Genomic DNA, 16,239 nt, shown 5'->3' with positions numbered 1-16,239 from the left:
TCATCGTGACCTCGTCCAGCAACCGGCCGGCCAACCCCATTGACGTGGAGGACGTCCGCACGCGCGTCAACGCCGCCCTCGCCGCGTTCATGGACGGCCAGTCCGCGCTGCTCGGCAAGATCTCGCCGCAGCTGGTGCCCGCCGCCGACGCCCTGCGCGACTTCCTGCTGGACGGCGGCAAGCGGCTGCGCCCGGCCTTCTGCTACTGGGGCTGGCGCGCCGCCGGCGGTGCGGCCGGGGGCGAGGGGATCGCCAACGCGGCGGCCGCACTGGAGCTGCTGCAGGCCAGCGCCCTGGTGCACGACGACCTGATGGACCGCAGCGACACCCGCCGCGGCCTGCCCTCGGTCCACCGCCGCTTCGAGGCGCTGCACCGGGACAGCGGCTGGCGCGGCGACCGCGAGCAGTACGGCGCCTCCGCCGCGGTGCTGCTCGGCGACCTGCTGCTGATCTGGTGCGACGAGCTGTTCCTGCGCTCGGGCCTGGACCCGGCCGCCGTGCTGGCCGCCAAGCCGGTGTTCGACCTGATGCGCACCGAGGTCATGCTCGGCCAGTACCTGGACGTGCTGGAGCCGGTGGCCGGCGACTCGGCCGACGAGGGCGCGTTGGAGCGGGCGCGGACCGTCCTGCACTACAAGTCGGCGAAGTACACCATCGAGCGGCCGCTGCAGGTCGGCGCCCTGCTCGCCGGGGCCGGGCCGGAGCTGGTCGAGGCGCTCGGGGCGTTCGGGCTGCCGCTGGGCGAGGCCTTCCAGCTGCGGGACGACCTGCTCGGCGTCTTCGGGGACCCGGCCGTCACCGGCAAGCCCGCCGGGGACGACCTGCGCGAGGGCAAGCGCACCCTGCTGGTCGCCCACGCGATGCGCTCCCTGCCGCAGGCCGACGCCCGGCACCTGGACGCCCGGCTCGGCGCGCCGGACCTGGCCGCCGAGGAGGTCGCCGAGCTGCGCGGGCTGGTCGCCCGCAGTGGCGCGCCCGAGCTGGTGGAGCAGCGGATCGAGGAGCTGATGGGCCAGTCGCTGGCCGCGCTGGCGGCGGCGCCGCTCGCCGACGAGCGGGCCCGTACGGTGCTGCTGGCGCTGGCCGAGGCCGCCACCGTCCGCAAGTACTGACGGCGGCGGCCCCGAAGGGCGCTAAGCCGCGCGCACCCGGCGGGCGAGCTCGGCGGCGGCGGCCCGCGGGTCGTCCGCCGCGGTGATGGCCCGGACCACGACGATCCGGCGGGCGCCGGCGGCCAGCACCTCGTCCACGGTGCCGAGATCGATCCCGCCGATCGCGAACCACGGGCGGTCGGTGGCCTGCTTCGCCGCGTACGACACCAGGCCGAGGCCCGGCGCCGGGCGGCCCGGCTTGGTCGGGGTCGGCCAGACCGGGCCGGTGCAGAAGTAGTCCACGCCCGGCTCGGCGACCGCCGCGTCCACCTCGGACTCGGCGTGGCAGGAGCGTCCGATCAGCACGTCCTCGCCGAGGATCGCCCGGGCGGCCGGCACCGGCAGGTCGTCCTGGCCGAGGTGCAGCACGTCCGGCCGGGCCGCGTGGGCGACGTCGGCCCGGTCGTTGACGGACAGCAGCTTGCCGTGGCGGCGGCAGGCGTCGGCGAAGACCTCCAGCGCCGCGAGCTCCTGCTTGGCCTCCAGGCCCTTGTCGCGGAGCTGGACGATGTCCACCCCGCCGGCCAGCGCCGCGTCCAGGAACTCGGCCAGGTCGCCCTGCTCGCGGCGGGCGTCGGTGCACAGGTAGAGCCGGGCGTCGGCCAGGCGGGCGCGCAGTGGGTCCGTCGCCATCAGATCAGCATCGCCTGGGCGCGACGCTTGACCTCGGTGCCACGGTTCTCCCGCAGCGCCTGGATCGGGCTGCCGGGCAGCGACGGGTCCTCGGTGAAGAGCCACTCCAGGATCTCCACGTCGTTGTACCCGCAGTCGCGCAGCACGGTCAGGGTGCCGGGCAGGTGCTTGACCAGGCCCGGGCCGTCGATGAACGCCGCAGGGACCTGCAGCGACTTGTTCGGCCCCCGCCGGACGGCGATCAGCTCGCCCTTCTTGACCATGTTCCGGACCTCGGTGACCAGCACCCCCCACTGCTCGGAGATGTCGGGGAGGTACATCCACTCGGGGACCAGGGCTTCAATCTTGCTTTCGATCTCGCTCACGCCACCAGACTGCCACCTCGGCGCGGCCCGGCGCTAAGCGGTGGCCCCCCTGAGCGCCGACTTGAGCGCGACCGACGGGTCCGCCGCCAGGGCCCGGTCCAGCGCCGCCCCCCGCTCGATCAGCTTCCGGCCCTGGGTGAGGTCGCGCGGCCGGTCCACCGCGAGCAGCGCGCCGGGCACCCCGTCGCGCAGCCACAGCACCGACCAGCCGGCGTCCTGCGGGCTGCCGCGCCACAGCAGTTCGTCGCCCTCGGCGTGCCGGCCCGCGTACTGGACCATCCGCCCGAACTGCTCGGACCAGAAGTACGGCACCGGGTCGTACGGCTCGTCCGCCCCGAGCACGGCGGCGGCCGCGGCCCCGCCCGACTGCAGCGCGTGGTCCCAGTGCTGGACGGCCAGCCGGGCGCCGGAGCGGGCCGACGGGTAGCTGACGCAGTCCCCGGCCGCGAACACCCCGGGCAGGGTGGTGCGCAGCCGCCCGTCCACCAGGACCGCGCCGGAGGCGTCCAGCTCGACGCCCGAACCGGCCAGCCAGCCGGTCGCGGGCCGGGCGCCGATGCCGACCACCACCTCGTCGGCCGGCAGACGGGAGCCGTCCGCCAGCAGCACCGCCCCGGGCTCGACGGCGGCCACGCCGACGCCGCAGCGCAGCTCGACCCCGGCCTCGGCGTACCAGGCGGCCATCGCCGAGCCGATCTCGGTCGGCAGCGCGCCCGGCAGCGGCGCCGGACCGGCCTCGACCACGGTGACCTCGCAGCCCGCCTGGCGCGCGGCGGTGGCCACCTCGGCGCCGATCCAGCCCGCCCCGACCAGCACCAGCCGCAGGCCGGGACGCAGCAGCGCGCGCAGCGCCAGGGCGTCGTCCAGGGTGTGCAGCAGGTGGGCGCGCTCGGCCCCGGGCAGGACGCGCGGAGTGGCACCGGTGGCGATCACCAGGGAGTCGTACGGGAGGTCGCCGCCGTCGGTGTGCAGCACGCCGGGGGTGAGGCCGGTGGCGCGGCGGCCGGTGAGCAGCTCGATGCCGAGCCCCTCGTAGTCGATGTCCAGGGTGGTGGCGTCGGCCTTGCCGAGCAGCACGTCCTTGGAGAGCGGCGGCCGGTCGTACGGCGCGTGCGGCTCCTCGCCCACCACGGCGATCCGCCCCCGCCACCCGCCCTGCCGCAGCTCCAGGGCGCACTGCGCCCCGGCCAGCCCGGCTCCGACGACGACCACCTGGTCCGTTCCGCTCAGCTCTGCCACGCCCGTCACTGTACTCAGTGCCCGGGCGGGCCCCGGCGGCCGTCCCGGCCCTCGTCCACTCCTCGTACGGCCCTTCGGCCGGGCCGCCCCCCGGCGTTAAGGTGGGGGCACCACACGGGAGCCCGGCGAACCGGGCTGAGAGGCGGGCTGGCACGGCCCGCGACCGTCCGAACCTGATCCGGGTCATACCGGCGAAGGGAGAAAAGCAGCTTTGTCACGCTCGTCATCGGGCAGCCGCGCCGGCGTGCTGGTGATCGGCGGGGGCGTCATCGGCCTCGCCGTCGCCTGGCGCGCCGCGCAGCGCGGGCTGCGGAACGTGACCGTGGTCGACCCCTGCCACGGCGGGGGCGCGGCCGGGGTCGCGGCCGGGATGCTCGCCCCGGTCACCGAGCTGCAGTACGGCGAGGAGCCGCTGCTGCGCCTCGGGACGGCCTCCAACCAGCGGTACGGGACCTTCGCCGCCGAACTCACCGAGGCGAGCGGCGGCCTGGACACCGGCTACCGCCGCTGCGGCACCATCGCCGTCGCACTGGACTCCGACGACCGCGAGGAACTGCGCGAACTGCACGCCTTCCACCAGCGGCTGGGCCTGGAATCCAGCTGGCTGACCGGCCGGGAGGCCCGCAGGCTGGAGCCGATGCTCGCCCCCGGCGTGCGCGGCGGCCTGCACGTCGCGGACGACCACCAGGTGGATCCGCGACGGCTGCTCGCCGCCCTGGTCGCCGCCTGCGAGCGGGCGGGGGTGCTGCTGCACCGGGCCGAGGCCGCCGAGCTGCTGGTCGACGGCGGCCGCGCCACCGGCGCCCGGCTGAGCACCGGGGAGAGCCTGGGAGCCGACCAGGTCGTGCTGGCCGCCGGGCCGCACAGCCACCGGCTGCCGGGCCTGCCCGAGGGGGTGCTGCCCCCGGTCCGCCCGGTGAAGGGGCAGGTGCTGCGGCTCCAGGTCCCCGACGCCTACCGGCCGTTCCTCTCCCGCAACGTCCGCGCGGTGGTGCGCGGCCAACACCTGTACCTGGTGCCCCGGGAGAACGGTGAACTGGTCGTCGGCGCGACCACCGAGGAGCAGGGCTACGACACCACCGTCACCGCCGGCGGTGTGTACGAACTCCTACGCGACGCACACGAGTTGGTCCCGGGCATCACCGAACTCCCGCTGCGGGAGACCTCGGCCGGGCTGCGCCCGGGCTCGCCGGACAACGCCCCGCTGCTGGGCCCGACCTCGCTGCCCGGGCTGGTCGCCGCCACCGGCCACTACCGCAACGGCGTGCTGCTCACCCCGGTGACCGCCGACCTGCTCGCCGACTACCTGGCGACCGGCGAAGTCCCGGACCTGGCAAAGCCGTTCACTCCCACCCGGTTCTCCCCCGACGCCCCCACCACGAAGGCCTCCGCATGACCGAGACCACTCCGGCCGAGACCGCGCCGACCGACATCGCCCTGACCGTCAACGGCGAGCCCCGACGGCTGCCCGCCGCCACCACCCTCGCCGCACTGGTGGCCACCGTCAGCGCCGCCAACACCGGTGTCGCCGCCGCCCTCAACGAGGCCGTGGTGCCGCGCAGTTCGTGGTCCGCGACGGCACTGCACAGCGGCGACCGGATCGAGATCCTCACCGCCGTCCAGGGAGGCTGAACCATGGCCGACGACCTTCTCACCATCGCCGGGACGGCCTTCTCCTCCCGGCTGATCATGGGCACCGGCGGCGCGCCGAGCCTGGAGGTCCTGGAGCGCGCCCTGCTCGCCTCCGGCACCGAACTGACCACCGTGGCCATGCGCCGGGTCGACGCCACCACCCAGGGCTCCGTCCTGGACGTACTGACCCGCAACGGCATCAGGATCCTGCCCAACACGGCGGGCTGCTTCACCGCCGGGGAGGCCGTGCTGACCGCCCGGCTGGCCCGCGAGGCGCTCGGCACCGACTGGGTCAAGCTGGAGGTGATCGCCGACGAGCGCACCCTGCTGCCGGACCCGATCGAACTGCTGGACGCCGCCGAGACGTTGGTCGACGACGGCTTCACGGTGCTCCCGTACACCAACGACGACCCGGTGCTGGCCCGCAAGCTGGAGGACGTCGGTTGTGCGGCGATCATGCCGCTGGGCTCGCCGATCGGCTCCGGACTGGGCATCCGCAACCCGCACAACTTCCAGCTGATCGTGGAGGACGCCGGCGTCCCGGTGATCCTGGACGCGGGCGCCGGCACCGCCTCCGACGTCGCGCTGGCGATGGAGCTCGGCTGCTCCGCGGTGATGCTCGCCTCCGCGGTGACCCGGGCTCAGGACCCGGTGCTGATGGCCGAGGCGATGCGGCACGCCGCCGAGGCCGGCCGGCTCGCCCACCGGGCCGGCCGCATCCCGCGCCGCTTCCACGCCGAGGCCTCCTCCGCGATGGCCGGCCGCGCCGACCTGGACAGCCGCGAGCGGCCCGCCTTCCGGTCCGTGTAGGGCATGTCACAAGCCGGTCCCGGAGCGGTGTCCTCCGGGGCCGGCGTCCGCCCGCCCCACTAGACTCCCCCGGGTGGACATGGCACTGCACGACCCGCTGATCGGTACGCTGCTCGACAACCGGTACCGGGTCGAGCAGCGCATCGCCACCGGCGGGATGTCCACCGTCTACAAGGGCACCGACACCCGGCTGGACCGGGTGGTCGCCCTCAAGGTGATGCACCCCCAACTGGCCGGGGACGAGGGATTCACCGCCCGCTTCATCCGCGAGGCCAAGGCGGTCGCCAAGCTCACCCACCCCAACGTGGTCAACGTCTTCGACCAGGGTGCGGACGGCGGAAACGTTTTCCTCGCCATGGAGTACGTGCCCGGCCGCACCCTGCGCGACCTGCTGCGCGACCGCGGCGCACTGTCGGCGCGGGCCGCACTGGACGTGCTGGAGCCCGTGCTCGCCGCCCTCGGCGCCGCCCACCGGGCCGGGCTGGTCCACCGGGACGTCAAGCCGGAGAACGTGCTGATCACCGAGAGCGGCCTGGTCAAGGTCGCCGACTTCGGCCTGGTCCGGGTGCTCGGCAGCGCCGACGGCGCGCCCACCTCGACCAGCACCGCCACCGGCGGCACCGTCATGGGCACGGTCTCCTACCTGGCCCCCGAGCAGATCCTCCCGGACGCCCCCACCGACCAGCGGGTCGACGTCTACGCGGCCGGCATCCTGCTGTACGAGATGCTCACCGGCCGCCGCCCGCACACCGGCGACAACCCCGTCCAGGTCATGTACAAGCACCTGCACGAGGACGTCCCCGCCCCCTCGCTGACCGCCCCCACCGTCGCCCCGGCGCTGGACGCCATCGTGGCCGGCGCCTGCGCCCGGGCCGCCGACGCCCGCCCGTACGACGCGGTGGAGCTGCTCGCCGCCCTCCAGCGGGTCCGCCGCACCCTCACCCCGGCCGAGCTGGACGCCGAACCGCCGGCCTCCACCCGGCCCAGCCCGCGCTACCCGACCAGCGAGCCGACCTCGGTGATCCAGCCGCTGCCCCGGCCCTCCGACGCCCCCGCGCCGGAGCGCACCAGCGTGCTGGACGTGCCGGCGGAGGTGATGGACCAGCTGCTCGCCGAGCCCCGCCCGTACGACGAGCCGACCCCGGTCCGGGTGCGGCGGCCGAGCCGGCTGCGCCGCGTCCCGCGCAAGGCGCTGATCTGGGCGGCCGCGCTGACCGCCCTGGTGCTGGCGGTCGGCGGCGCCACCTACGGGATCTCCGAGGGTCTGTACGGCTCGGTGCCGGGCGTGCTCGGCAAGGACCGGGGCGAGGCGCAGCGGATCCTGGACGACGCGGGCATGCACGGCAGGTTCGTCGAGGCTTTCAGCGAGTCCGTCCCGGCCGGCCAGGTGATCTCCACCGACCCCGGGGTCGGCGCGCGCACCCGCAAGAGCGACTCGGTGACGGTCACCGTCTCCAAGGGCCCCAAGCGGATCGCGGTGCCGGACGTGACCGGCAAGAGCTCGGACGACGCGGCCGCCGCGCTGGCCGCGGCCCAGCTGACCAGGGGCTCGGTGACCCAGAGCTACAACGACACCGTGCCGGAGGGCTCGGTGATCAGCAGCTCGCCGGCCGCCGGGCAGATGCTGCAGGAGAACGCCGCCGTCTCGCTGGTGGTCAGCAAGGGGATGGTGCCCGTTCCGGACGTCACCGGGATGGGCCGGGACGACGCGCAGAAGGCGCTGCAGGCGGCGGGTTTCACCATGAAGGCGTCCACCGACTGGACGCTCGGCATGGGCAAGGTGAGCAGCCAGTCCCCGGCGGCCGGTGAGCGGCGCCCGCAGAAGACCGTGGTGACGGTCAACTTCTCGCTGTTCTAGAGGGATCGGGGGGCTCAGCGGAGCGGCCCGTCGCCCGGCTCCTCCTGGTAGGAGTGGCGCTGCTCGCGCCACGGGTCGGCCAGGTTGTGGTAGCCGCGCTCCTCCCAGAAGCCGCGCCGGTCGGCCCGCATGTACTCCACCGCCCGCACCCACTTGGGGCCCTTCCAGGCGTACAGCTCCGGCACCACCAGCCGCACCGGGAAGCCGTGCTCGGCGGTCAGCGCCTCGCCGTTGCGGTGGGTGGCGAGCAGGGTGCGCCCGTCGGCGAAGTCGGCCAGCCGCAGGTTGGCGCTGTAGCCGTACTCGGCCCAGACCATGACGTGGGTGACGCCGGGCGCGGGGGGCACCAGGTCGAGCAGGAGGGCCGCGGACACGCCCGTCCACTCGTTGCCGAGCACGGAGAACTTGGTGACGCAGTGCAGGTCCCCGACCACGGTGGTGCGCGGCAGGGCGTTGAAGGCCTCGAAGTCCCAGCTGTGCTTCTCCGCCGAGGCGGTGGCGCCGAACACCTGGAGGTCCCAGGTCAGCGGCTTGAAGCGGGGCACCGGCCCGTAGTGCAGGGCGGGCCAGCCGCGCTGCACGCGCTGACCCGGGGGGAGCCTCGGGTCAGACGGCGGAAGCGGTTCTCGTTCGGACTGACCCATGGCTCCATGGTGACAGACGGCGGGCGGGCCCCGGCGCGCGCCCCTTGGCCCCGCTTCACGCCCAGCCCGTACGGGCCAACGGTCGGTCGCACACCATCCGACAACACCCAAACCGGATATTCCGCCACATATCCCAGTGAGTGTGAACTTACTGGAAATTCCTGTCGATACGGTGCCAGGATGCCCAGCGCAGCAGTCACCGCAGGACGTAACGCAGGGAGGCACCACCATGCAGGGCGACCCGGAGGTCATCGAGTTCCTCAACGAGCAGCTCACGGCCGAGCTCACGGCGATCAACCAGTACTTCCTGCACGCCAAGATGCAGGAGAACTTCGGCTGGACGAAGCTCGCCAAGTACACCCGGCACGAGTCCTTCGACGAGATGAAGCACGCCGAGACGCTCACCGACCGGATCCTGTTCCTGGAGGGGCTGCCCAACTACCAGCGGCTGTTCCACGTCCGGATCGGCCAGACGGTCAAGGAGATGTTCGAGGCGGACCGCCAGATCGAGGTCGAGGCGATCGACCGGCTCAAGCGCGGGATCGTGATGATGCGGGCCAAGAACGACGTCACCTCGGCGAACATCTTCGAGGACATCCTGGCCGACGAGGAGCACCACATCGACTACCTCGACACCCAGCTGGAGCTCCTGGACAAGCTCGGCGAGGCGCTCTACATCGCCCAGCAGATCGAGCAGCCGGAGTCCTAGTCCAGTCTGGTTCCGCTCCCGGCTTCCGGCTTCCGGCTTCCGGCTCAGGCCACCCGCAGCGGGACCACCGGGGCGACCGGGCCCAGCGGAGCAGTCGGGCCGGGCTTCGGAGCGGCCGGTGCCGGAACATCCTGGACCTGCGGATCGGCGAGGCCGAGCTTCGCGGCCAGCCGGGCGGTCGGACAGGGCCGGGCGCCGTGCTCGCCGAGCAGCGCCTGGATCCGGCGGACGCAGGACCCGCAGTCCGTGCCGGCCTTGCAGCCCTTGGCTATCTGGCGCGGGGTGCTGGCGCCGCCGTCGATCGCCTCCTTCACCTGGTCCTCGGTGACCGCATGGCACATGCACACGTACATCGCGGTCTCTCCCGGGGTGAAGCGCAGGTGAAGCGCAGAATGGATCTTGACTAAGGCTTGCCTTAGTTCACTGAGCCTCACCTTACCCGGCGATCCGGGTGCGAAAAAGCCCCTCCGGACCCGGGAAACCCGAATCCGGAGGGGCCTTCGTCACATCAGGGCCGGTGCATCACTGGCCGCGGTACATCTCCGCCACCAGGAACGCCAGGTCCAGCGACTGGCTGCGGTTGAGCCGCGGGTCGCAGGCCGTCTCGTAACGCTGGTGCAGGTCGTCGACCATCACCTCGTCGCCGCCGCCGACGCACTCGGTGACGTCGTCGCCGGTCAGCTCCACGTGGATTCCGCCCGGGTGGGTGCCGAGCGCGCGGTGCACCTCGAAGAAGCCCTTGACCTCGTCCAGCACGTCGTCGAAGCGGCGGGTCTTGTGACCGCTGGAGGCCTCGAAGGTGTTGCCGTGCATCGGGTCGCAGATCCACACCGGCTTGGCGCCGGAAGCGGTGACCTTCTCCACCAGGGTGGGCAGGTGGTCGCGGACCTTGCCCGCGCCCATCCGGGTGATGAAGGTCAGGCGGCCGGGCTCGCGCTCCGGGTCCAGCTTCTCGATCAGGGTGAGCGCCTCGTCCACCGAGGTGGTCGGGCCCAGCTTGACCCCGATCGGGTTGCGGATCTTGGAGGCGAACTCGATGTGCGCGTGGTCCAGCTGCCGGGTGCGCTCACCGATCCACACCATGTGGCCCGAGACGTCGTACAGGTCGCCGGTGCGCGAGTCCACGCGGGTCAGCGCGGTCTCGTAGTCGAGGATCAGCGCCTCGTGCGAGGAGAAGAACTCGACGGTCTTGAACTCCTCCGGCGCCACGCCGCAGGCGTTCATGAACGCCAGGGCGTTGTCGATCTCCCGGGCGAGCTGCTCGTAGCGCTGGCCGGCCGGCGAGTTGCGCACGAAGTCCTGGTTCCAGGCGTGCACCTGGCGCAGGTCGGCGTAACCACCGGTGGTGAAGGCACGCACCAGGTTCAGCGTCGCGGCGGACGCGTTGTACATCCGCTTCAGGCGCTCCGGGTCCGGGATGCGGGACTCCGGGGTGAACTCGAAGCCGTTCACCGAGTCGCCGCGGTAGACCGGCAGCGTCACGCCGTCCCGGGTCTCGGTCGACTTCGAGCGCGGCTTGGAGTACTGGCCGGCGATCCGGCCGACCTTCACGACCGGCACCGAGGCGGCGTACGTCAGCACGGCCGCCATCTGCAGCAGGGTCTTCAGCTTGTTGCGGATGTGCTCCGCCGAGACGCCGTCGAAGGCCTCGGCGCAGTCTCCGCCCTGGAGGAGGAAGGCCTCCCCGCGCGCGACGGCTCCGAGCCGGGCGCGCAGCTGGTCGCACTCGCCGGCGAAGACGAGCGGCGGATACGAGGCGAGCTCGGCAAGGGTCTTGCGCAGAGCCTCTTGGTCCGGCCATTCAGGCTGCTGCGCCGCGGGCAGGGACTGCCAGGAGTGGCCAGTCCTCGTTGTCTCAGTCGTCACGGTCACACAGCAAGGCTACGGGGTCACGAGAGCGTTCCGTGACCATTGCCCGAGGGATGAGACACGTCTCGGACAATGCTCGTCATCGGCCTCACCCGCCCGGCCGAATCGGCTAGGCTCGCCCCATGCACGCGCCCCACACCCACTCCTGGTGGTGGGCCTCCCCCATGGGTGGCCCACAGATCGCGCGTTCCTAGACGAACACGACGGCCGCCCCTCGGGGCGGCCGTCGTGCGTCTGAGCAGACGGCCCTCCGGGAGCGGAACAGCACCGCCTCGCCACCTCCCCGGAAGGAAGCCGTACTCGTGACCACCCCCGCCGAACTGCTCGCCCGCCTCACCTCCCCCGGCGCGCCCGCCTTCGCCCTGCTGCACCGCCGCACCCCCCGGCACGCCCCGGACACCGTCGAGGTGCTGCTGGGCACCGTCGACAGCTACGAGCACCTCGCCGACCTGCCGGTCCGGGCCGGCATCCCGGCCGCCGGGCCGGTCCACGACCTCCTCGCGCTGGTCCCGTACCGGCAGATCCGCGAGCGCGGCTTCGAGGCGCACGACGACGGCACCCCGCTGCAGGCCCTCGCGGTGACCGAGCAGTACGCCCTGCCGCTGGCCGAATTCACGGCCGCCCTGCCACAGCTGCCGGTCACGCTGTCCGGCGGCGCGTTCGACGTGGACGACGAGGCGTACGCGGAGATCGTCCGCCGGGTGATCGAGGACGAGATCGGCAACGGCGAGGGCGCCAACTTCGTGATCCGGCGGGACTTCCACGCCACCCTGGAGGCCCCCGGCGGAGCTGGAAACGGACACTGCGCCCCCGAACTCGCGCTCACCCTGTTCCGCCGGCTGCTGGACCAGGAGCGCGGCGCGTACTGGACCTTCCTGGTGCACACCGGCGAACGGGTGCTGGTCGGCGCCTCCCCCGAGGTGCACGTCCGGCAGAGCGGCGGCACCGTCGTGATGAACCCGATCTCCGGCACCTACCGCTACCCGGCCGGCGGCTCCGACCTCGACTCGCTGCTCCGCTTCCTCCACGACCCCAAGGAGCTGGAGGAGCTGACCATGGTGGTCGACGAGGAGCTGAAGATGATGTGCACCGTCGGCGACCTCGGCGGCCAGGTGCTCGGCCCCCGGCTCAAGGAGATGTCCCACCTCGCCCACACCGAGTACGAGCTGCGCGGGCGCACCTCGCTGGACGTCCGCGAGGTGCTGCGCGAGACGATGTTCGCCGCCACCGTCACCGGCAGCCCGGTGCAGAACGCCACCCGGGTGATCCGGCGCTACGAGCCCGGCGGGCGCGGCTACTACTCCGGTGCGCTCGCCCTGATCGGCCGCTCCGCGAGCGGTGGGCAGCTGCTGGACTCGCCGATCTGCATCCGCACCGCCGACATCGACCCGGCCACCGGGCGGCTGGTCGTCCGGGTCGGCGCCACGCTGGTGCGCCACTCCGTCCCGGAGTCCGAGGTCGCCGAGACCCACGCCAAGGCCGCCGGGGTGCTCACCGCGATCGGCGCCCGGCCCGCGCCCGCCCGGGTGCCCCACCCCGGCGGGCCCCGGCTCGCCGACGACCACCGGGTGCAGGCCGCCCTGGACGCCCGCCGGGCCGACCTCGCGCCGTTCTGGCTGCGGATGCAGACGCCGTCCCGGGTCACCGAGGCCGAACCGACGCTGGTCGTGGACGGCGAGGACACCTTCACCTCGATGCTCAGCCACCTGCTGACCTCGCTCGGCCACCGGGTCACCGTGGTCCGCTTCGACCGGCCGGACCTGCGCGAACTGGTGGCGGCGCACCGCGGCCCGCTGGTGCTCGGCCCCGGCCCGGGCGACCCGGCGCTCGTCGACGACCCCAAGATGGCTGTGCTGCGGCCGATCGTCGCGGACGCCCTGGCCGCCCTCCGCTCCGGCGACCGCACGGCCCCGCTGCTCGCGGTCTGCCTCAGCCACCAGCTGCTCTCCGCCGAACTCGGGCTCGCGCTGGGCCGCAAGGCCGTCCCGTACCAGGGCGCCCAGGAGAGCATCGACCTGTTCGGCACCAAGCGGACGGTCGGCTTCTACAACACCTTCACCGCGCGCTGCTCGGACACCGACGCGGCCCGGCTCGCCGAGGCGGGCGTCGACGTCTCCCGGGACGCCGCCACCGGCGACGTCCACGCGCTGCGCGGCCCCGGCTTCGCGGGCCTGCAGTTCCACCCGGAGTCGGTGCTCACCCGGGACGGCGTCGACATCGTCGCGGCCCTGCTGCGGGAGGCAACGGCCGTACGGGGCTGAGGACTCGTGCGGGCCCGGGCGGCAACCGCCCGGGCCCCGCTCACAGCTCCTCGTCCAGCCCCCGCTCGATCGCGTACCGGACCAGCTCCACCCGGTTGTGCAACTGCAGCTTGCCCAGCGTGTTCTGCACGTGGTTCTGCACCGTCCGGTGCGAGAGCACCAGCCGGTCCGCGATCTGCCGGTACGACAGGCCCTTGGCGACCAACCGCAGCACCTCGGTCTCCCGGGCGGTCAGCTGCGGCACGGCCGGCGCTGAGGCCTGGGCCGGCTCGGCGGCCAGCCGGCGGAACTCGCCCAGCACCAGCCCGGCCAGGCCCGGGGTGAACACCGCGTCGCCGACGGCCGTACGGCGCACCGCGTCCAGCAGCTCCTCCCGCCCGGCCGACTTCACCAGGTACCCGGTGGCGCCGGACTTCACCGCCTCCAGCACGTCCTGGTGCTCCCCGCTGGCCGACAGCACCAGCACCCTCACCGCCTGGTCGTGCGCGACCACCTGGCGGCACACCTCGGCGCCGGGCAGGCCGGGCAGGTTGAGGTCCAGCACGACGACCTGCGGCGAGCAGGCCCGGGCGCGGCGCACCGCCTCCTCGCCGTCGCCCGCCGTGGCCACCACGTCCAGGCCCGCCTCGGCGAGGTCGCGGGAGACGGCGTCGCGCCACATCGGGTGGTCGTCCACCACCATCACCCGCACCGGCCGGTCGGTGCCCGGCTGATCGGTCATCGGCTGGTTGGTCATCGGCTGGTTGGTCATCAGGAGGCCTTCCTCGGAACGCGCAGTTCGACCTCGACGCCCTCCCCGGGCGCCGAGTACAGCTCGGCCGTACCGCCGAGATCCACCACCCGGCCGCGGATGGACTGGGAGACGCCCAGCCGCCCGGCCCGCTCCGCCTCACCGAGCCGCCCCGGCGCGAAGCCCGGGCCGTCGTCGCGAATGCTGACCGTGACGGCCTCCGGCTCGTCCTCCACCAGGATCCAGGCCCGGGCGCCCTCCCCGGCGTGTCGGCGGACGTTGTCGACGGCCGCACCGACCGCCGCAGCCAGCTCGCCCGCCGCCGGGCCCGGCAGCAGAACCGGGGTGCCCGGGGCGGAGAGCGTGATCCGCTCGCCGGCGTACGGGCGCAGCAGCGCGGTGAGGTCGCGCGGCCCGGCCGGGTCGAGCGCCTCGGCCCCGGCCTCCGGCGGTCGCTGCGCCGGGAGCGGACCACCCGTCATCAGGGCCCTCAGGGCGCGCTCCTGTTCACCGGCGAGGCGGCCCAGCTCGGCGAAGTCCGTACCGTCGGCGCCGCGGCCGTTCACGCTGCTGCCCGTGCCGCCGCTGCCCTTGGCGCCGCTGCCCTTGGCGCCGCTGCCCAGCTCCGCGCCCCGGCGCTGGACCAGGGCGAGCACCTGGAGCACGCCGTCGTGGATGTCCCGGGAGAGCCGCTCGCGCTCCCGGGTGGCCGCCTCGACCTGCAGCGCCCGGGTGAGGGTGGCCTCGCTCGCGCGGGCCAGCTCGATCACGTACCCGATCGCGCAACCGGCCACCAGCAGCAGCACGATGTTGTGGACGTTGTCGCCGGTGGGCCCGCCGTGGCCGAGGATGTTGGCCACCCCGATCACGGCACCGGAGGCGGCCGCCGGGCGCCAGCCGCCCTTGGCGGCGAAGCCGAGCACCGTACCGGCGGCCCAGATGGTCGGCAGGGTGGGAGCGCCGTGGCTGATCCGGGCCGGCGCGTCGGTCAGTCCGCTCAGCACGATGCCGGTCACGGCCAGCGCGAGGTCGAAGCCGAGGACGTACCAGGTGCAGCGCTGCGGGTTGGAGAAGGCCCGGGTGCTGGCGAGGGTCCAGAGGATCAGCGCGCCGAAGTAGATCCAGCCGGCGACCGGGTGCAGGAAGTGCAGGTAGGAGTTGAAGTACCGCAGCAGCGCGTAGCACAGGGCCAGCACCCGGAAGTAGGAGATGGCCTTCCACAGCGGGAGTTCGACGGACATGCCGCCGGCCGCCAGCGTCCCGCCGACCGCACCGCCCGCTCTCGCGCCGTCCGTTCCCGCACCGCCCGCCATGCTCCGGCCCCTCCCCCTGGACCCGTCCGGGTCGGTCAGGCCGACCCGGTGCCCTTCTGCTCCTGCTGGTCCTGCTGCTCGGCCTTCCCGGCTTCGGCGGCCTTCCCGGCTTCGGCGGCCTTCTCGGCTTCGGCGGCCTCGGCCTTCTCCGCCTTGGCGGCGGCCCGGCGCTCGGCCTCGGCCTTCTTCTTCTCGTCCGAGATCTGCCGCTTGGCCGCCGTCGCGTAGATGTCCACGTACTCCTGGCCGGAGAGCCGCATGATCTCGTACATCACCTCGTCCGTCACCGAACGGAGGATGAAACGGTCGTTCTCCATGCCGTGGTAGCGGGAGAAGTCCAGCGGACGGCCAATCCGGATGCCCGGGCGGATGCCGAAGTTCGGGATCACCTGGCCGGGCGGCTGCACCTTCTCGGTGTCGATCATGGCGACCGGGATGACCGGGGCGCCGGTGGCCAGCGCCACGCGGGCGAGGCCGCCGACCTTGCCGCGGTAGAGCTTGCCGTCGGGCGAACGGGTGCCCTCCGGGTAGACGCCGAACAGCTCGCCGCGGTCCAGCACCGCGATGGCGCTGCGGATCGCGGCCTCGCCGGCGCCGCGCACGCCCGAGCGGTCCACCGGCAGCTGGCCGACGCCCTTGAAGAAGGCGGCGGTCAGCCGGCCCTTGAGGCCCGGGGTGTTGAAGTACTCGGCCTTCGCGATGAAGGTCACCCGGCGCTTGATCAGCGCGGGGAAGAAGAACGAGTCCGAGAAGGACAGGTGGTTGCTCGCGATGATCGCCGCACCCTCGGTGGGGATGTTCTCCTCACCCTCGATCCACGGCCGGAAGAAGATCCGAAGCAGTGGCGCGACGATCATCTTCATCAGTCGGTAGAACAACCCGGGCCTCCTGTTATGCGGACCGGTCGATCCTAATGCCCCGAGGCCGTCGACTGTGCCCGGGCCCGCCGTAGGGGGTGTACGTCCCGGCTCGAGGCGTGGGACGATGCGGATTCCTGCAGCTCCCCTCCCAGCGTCCCTCCCCCA

16 protein-coding genes and 1 riboswitch are annotated in these 16,239 nt (G+C 73.4%); of the genes, 7 read left to right on the top strand and 9 right to left on the bottom strand.

Going from position 1 to position 16,239, the window contains the following annotated elements:
- The first annotated feature begins 5 nt into the window (after nt 1-5).
- Nucleotides 6-1,112, top strand: a complete 1,107-nt coding sequence (locus BOQ63_RS31495) for a polyprenyl synthetase family protein (RefSeq protein ID WP_030282854.1) — start codon at nt 6-8, stop codon at nt 1,110-1,112.
- Between the two features lie 21 nt (nt 1,113-1,133).
- Here the strand turns inward: BOQ63_RS31495 and thiE are convergent, their stop codons facing one another.
- Genes thiE through BOQ63_RS31480 form a run of 3 tightly spaced genes read right to left on the bottom strand, consistent with a single transcriptional unit; the run spans nt 1,134 to nt 3,397 of the window.
- Nucleotides 1,134-1,784: a thiamine phosphate synthase gene (gene thiE, locus BOQ63_RS31490; RefSeq protein WP_030282852.1), complete on the bottom strand. Its 651-nt coding sequence runs from the start codon at nt 1,782-1,784 to the stop codon at nt 1,134-1,136.
- Nucleotides 1,784-2,149 (bottom strand): Rv2175c family DNA-binding protein, encoded by a 366-nt coding sequence (locus BOQ63_RS31485; RefSeq protein WP_030282851.1) that lies wholly within the window; start codon nt 2,147-2,149, stop codon nt 1,784-1,786. Before BOQ63_RS31485 ends, thiE begins: the two co-directional genes overlap by 1 nt.
- Before the next feature lie 33 nt (nt 2,150-2,182).
- Nucleotides 2,183-3,397, bottom strand: coding sequence for an NAD(P)/FAD-dependent oxidoreductase (locus BOQ63_RS31480; protein WP_150476191.1), 1,215 nt, complete (start codon nt 3,395-3,397; stop codon nt 2,183-2,185).
- 95 nt (nt 3,398-3,492) lie between these two features.
- Nucleotides 3,493-3,605: riboswitch (TPP riboswitch) on the top strand.
- Here BOQ63_RS31480 and thiO point away from each other — a divergent pair.
- The 4 genes from thiO to pknB all read left to right on the top strand — a co-directional run bounded on the left by thiO (nt 3,600) and on the right by pknB (nt 7,688).
- On the top strand, nt 3,600-4,784 hold the full coding sequence (gene thiO, locus BOQ63_RS31475) for a glycine oxidase ThiO (RefSeq protein ID WP_030282846.1): 1,185 nt from the start codon (nt 3,600-3,602) through the stop codon (nt 4,782-4,784). (Overlaps the previous riboswitch by 6 nt.)
- Nucleotides 4,781-5,020, top strand: a complete 240-nt coding sequence (gene thiS, locus BOQ63_RS31470; RefSeq protein WP_030282844.1) for a sulfur carrier protein ThiS — start codon at nt 4,781-4,783, stop codon at nt 5,018-5,020. The genes thiO and thiS overlap by 4 nt, the downstream gene beginning before the upstream one ends.
- A gap of 3 nt (nt 5,021-5,023) precedes the next feature.
- On the top strand, nt 5,024-5,830 hold the full coding sequence (locus BOQ63_RS31465; RefSeq protein WP_030282842.1) for a thiazole synthase: 807 nt from the start codon (nt 5,024-5,026) through the stop codon (nt 5,828-5,830).
- Nucleotides 5,831-5,909: 79 nt separating this feature from the next.
- On the top strand, nt 5,910-7,688 hold the full coding sequence (gene pknB / locus BOQ63_RS31460; protein ID WP_051746789.1) for a Stk1 family PASTA domain-containing Ser/Thr kinase: 1,779 nt from the start codon (nt 5,910-5,912) through the stop codon (nt 7,686-7,688).
- Between the two features lie 14 nt (nt 7,689-7,702).
- On the opposite strand, the gene BOQ63_RS31455 is transcribed toward pknB, so the two are convergent.
- The gene (locus tag BOQ63_RS31455; RefSeq protein WP_030282838.1) at nt 7,703-8,332 is read right to left on the bottom strand and encodes a sulfite oxidase-like oxidoreductase; all 630 of its coding nucleotides are present in this window, start codon (nt 8,330-8,332) and stop codon (nt 7,703-7,705) included.
- Nucleotides 8,333-8,561: 229 nt separating this feature from the next.
- Between BOQ63_RS31455 and bfr the strand changes: the two genes are divergently transcribed.
- Nucleotides 8,562-9,041 (top strand): bacterioferritin, encoded by a 480-nt coding sequence (gene bfr, locus BOQ63_RS31450; protein WP_030282836.1) that lies wholly within the window; start codon nt 8,562-8,564, stop codon nt 9,039-9,041.
- A gap of 44 nt (nt 9,042-9,085) precedes the next feature.
- Here the strand turns inward: bfr and BOQ63_RS31445 are convergent, their stop codons facing one another.
- Nucleotides 9,086-9,394: a (2Fe-2S)-binding protein gene (locus BOQ63_RS31445; protein WP_030282833.1), complete on the bottom strand. Its 309-nt coding sequence runs from the start codon at nt 9,392-9,394 to the stop codon at nt 9,086-9,088.
- A gap of 169 nt (nt 9,395-9,563) precedes the next feature.
- Complete coding sequence (locus tag BOQ63_RS31440) at nt 9,564-10,913, bottom strand: class II 3-deoxy-7-phosphoheptulonate synthase (protein WP_030282831.1); 1,350 nt, start codon at nt 10,911-10,913, stop codon at nt 9,564-9,566.
- 299 nt (nt 10,914-11,212) lie between these two features.
- On the opposite strand from BOQ63_RS31440, the gene BOQ63_RS31435 reads away from it, so the two are divergent.
- A complete protein-coding gene (locus BOQ63_RS31435; protein ID WP_030282829.1) occupies nt 11,213-13,171 on the top strand; it encodes an anthranilate synthase family protein in 1,959 nt (652 codons plus the stop codon).
- Nucleotides 13,172-13,211: 40 nt separating this feature from the next.
- Here BOQ63_RS31435 and BOQ63_RS31430 read toward each other — a convergent pair whose 3' ends face one another.
- The 3 genes from BOQ63_RS31430 to BOQ63_RS31420 all read right to left on the bottom strand — a co-directional run bounded on the left by BOQ63_RS31430 (nt 13,212) and on the right by BOQ63_RS31420 (nt 16,092).
- Entirely contained in the window at nt 13,212-13,922 is a 711-nt protein-coding gene (locus tag BOQ63_RS31430) for a response regulator (RefSeq protein WP_435820457.1), read from the bottom strand.
- The gene (locus BOQ63_RS31425; protein WP_150476395.1) at nt 13,922-15,142 is read right to left on the bottom strand and encodes a DUF5931 domain-containing protein; all 1,221 of its coding nucleotides are present in this window, start codon (nt 15,140-15,142) and stop codon (nt 13,922-13,924) included. The genes BOQ63_RS31430 and BOQ63_RS31425 overlap by 1 nt, the downstream gene beginning before the upstream one ends.
- Nucleotides 15,143-15,249: 107 nt before the next feature.
- Nucleotides 15,250-16,092 carry a lysophospholipid acyltransferase family protein gene (locus BOQ63_RS31420; protein ID WP_072655335.1) on the bottom strand — a complete coding sequence of 281 codons (843 nt, stop codon included), beginning with the start codon at nt 16,090-16,092 and terminating at the stop codon, nt 15,250-15,252.
- Nucleotides 16,093-16,239: the final 147 nt, after the last annotated feature.

It is taken from the genome of Streptomyces viridifaciens (assembly GCF_001888885.2).
In the GTDB taxonomy this organism is placed as follows: domain Bacteria; phylum Actinomycetota; class Actinomycetes; order Streptomycetales; family Streptomycetaceae; genus Kitasatospora; species Kitasatospora aureofaciens.
This window is presented reverse-complemented; position numbering and strand designations above follow the sequence as displayed.

What these genes read in the sequence shown, in the direction of transcription:
- thiE (WP_030282852.1), bottom strand. Translation starts at nt 1,784, where the DNA reads ATGGCGACGGACCCACTGCGCGCCCGCCTGGCCGACGCCCGGCTCTAC.
- thiS (WP_030282844.1), top strand. Translation starts at nt 4,781, where the DNA reads ATGACCGAGACCACTCCGGCCGAGACCGCGCCGACCGACATCGCCCTG.
- BOQ63_RS31465 (WP_030282842.1), top strand. Translation starts at nt 5,024, where the DNA reads ATGGCCGACGACCTTCTCACCATCGCCGGGACGGCCTTCTCCTCCCGG.
- pknB (WP_051746789.1), top strand. Translation starts at nt 5,910, where the DNA reads ATGGCACTGCACGACCCGCTGATCGGTACGCTGCTCGACAACCGGTAC.
- BOQ63_RS31455 (WP_030282838.1), bottom strand. Translation starts at nt 8,332, where the DNA reads ATGGGTCAGTCCGAACGAGAACCGCTTCCGCCGTCTGACCCGAGGCTC.
- bfr (WP_030282836.1), top strand. Translation starts at nt 8,562, where the DNA reads ATGCAGGGCGACCCGGAGGTCATCGAGTTCCTCAACGAGCAGCTCACG.
- BOQ63_RS31445 (WP_030282833.1), bottom strand. Translation starts at nt 9,394, where the DNA reads ATGTACGTGTGCATGTGCCATGCGGTCACCGAGGACCAGGTGAAGGAG.
- BOQ63_RS31430 (WP_435820457.1), bottom strand. Translation starts at nt 13,922, where the DNA reads ATGACCAACCAGCCGATGACCAACCAGCCGATGACCGATCAGCCGGGC.
- BOQ63_RS31425 (WP_150476395.1), bottom strand. Translation starts at nt 15,142, where the DNA reads ATGTCCGTCGAACTCCCGCTGTGGAAGGCCATCTCCTACTTCCGGGTG.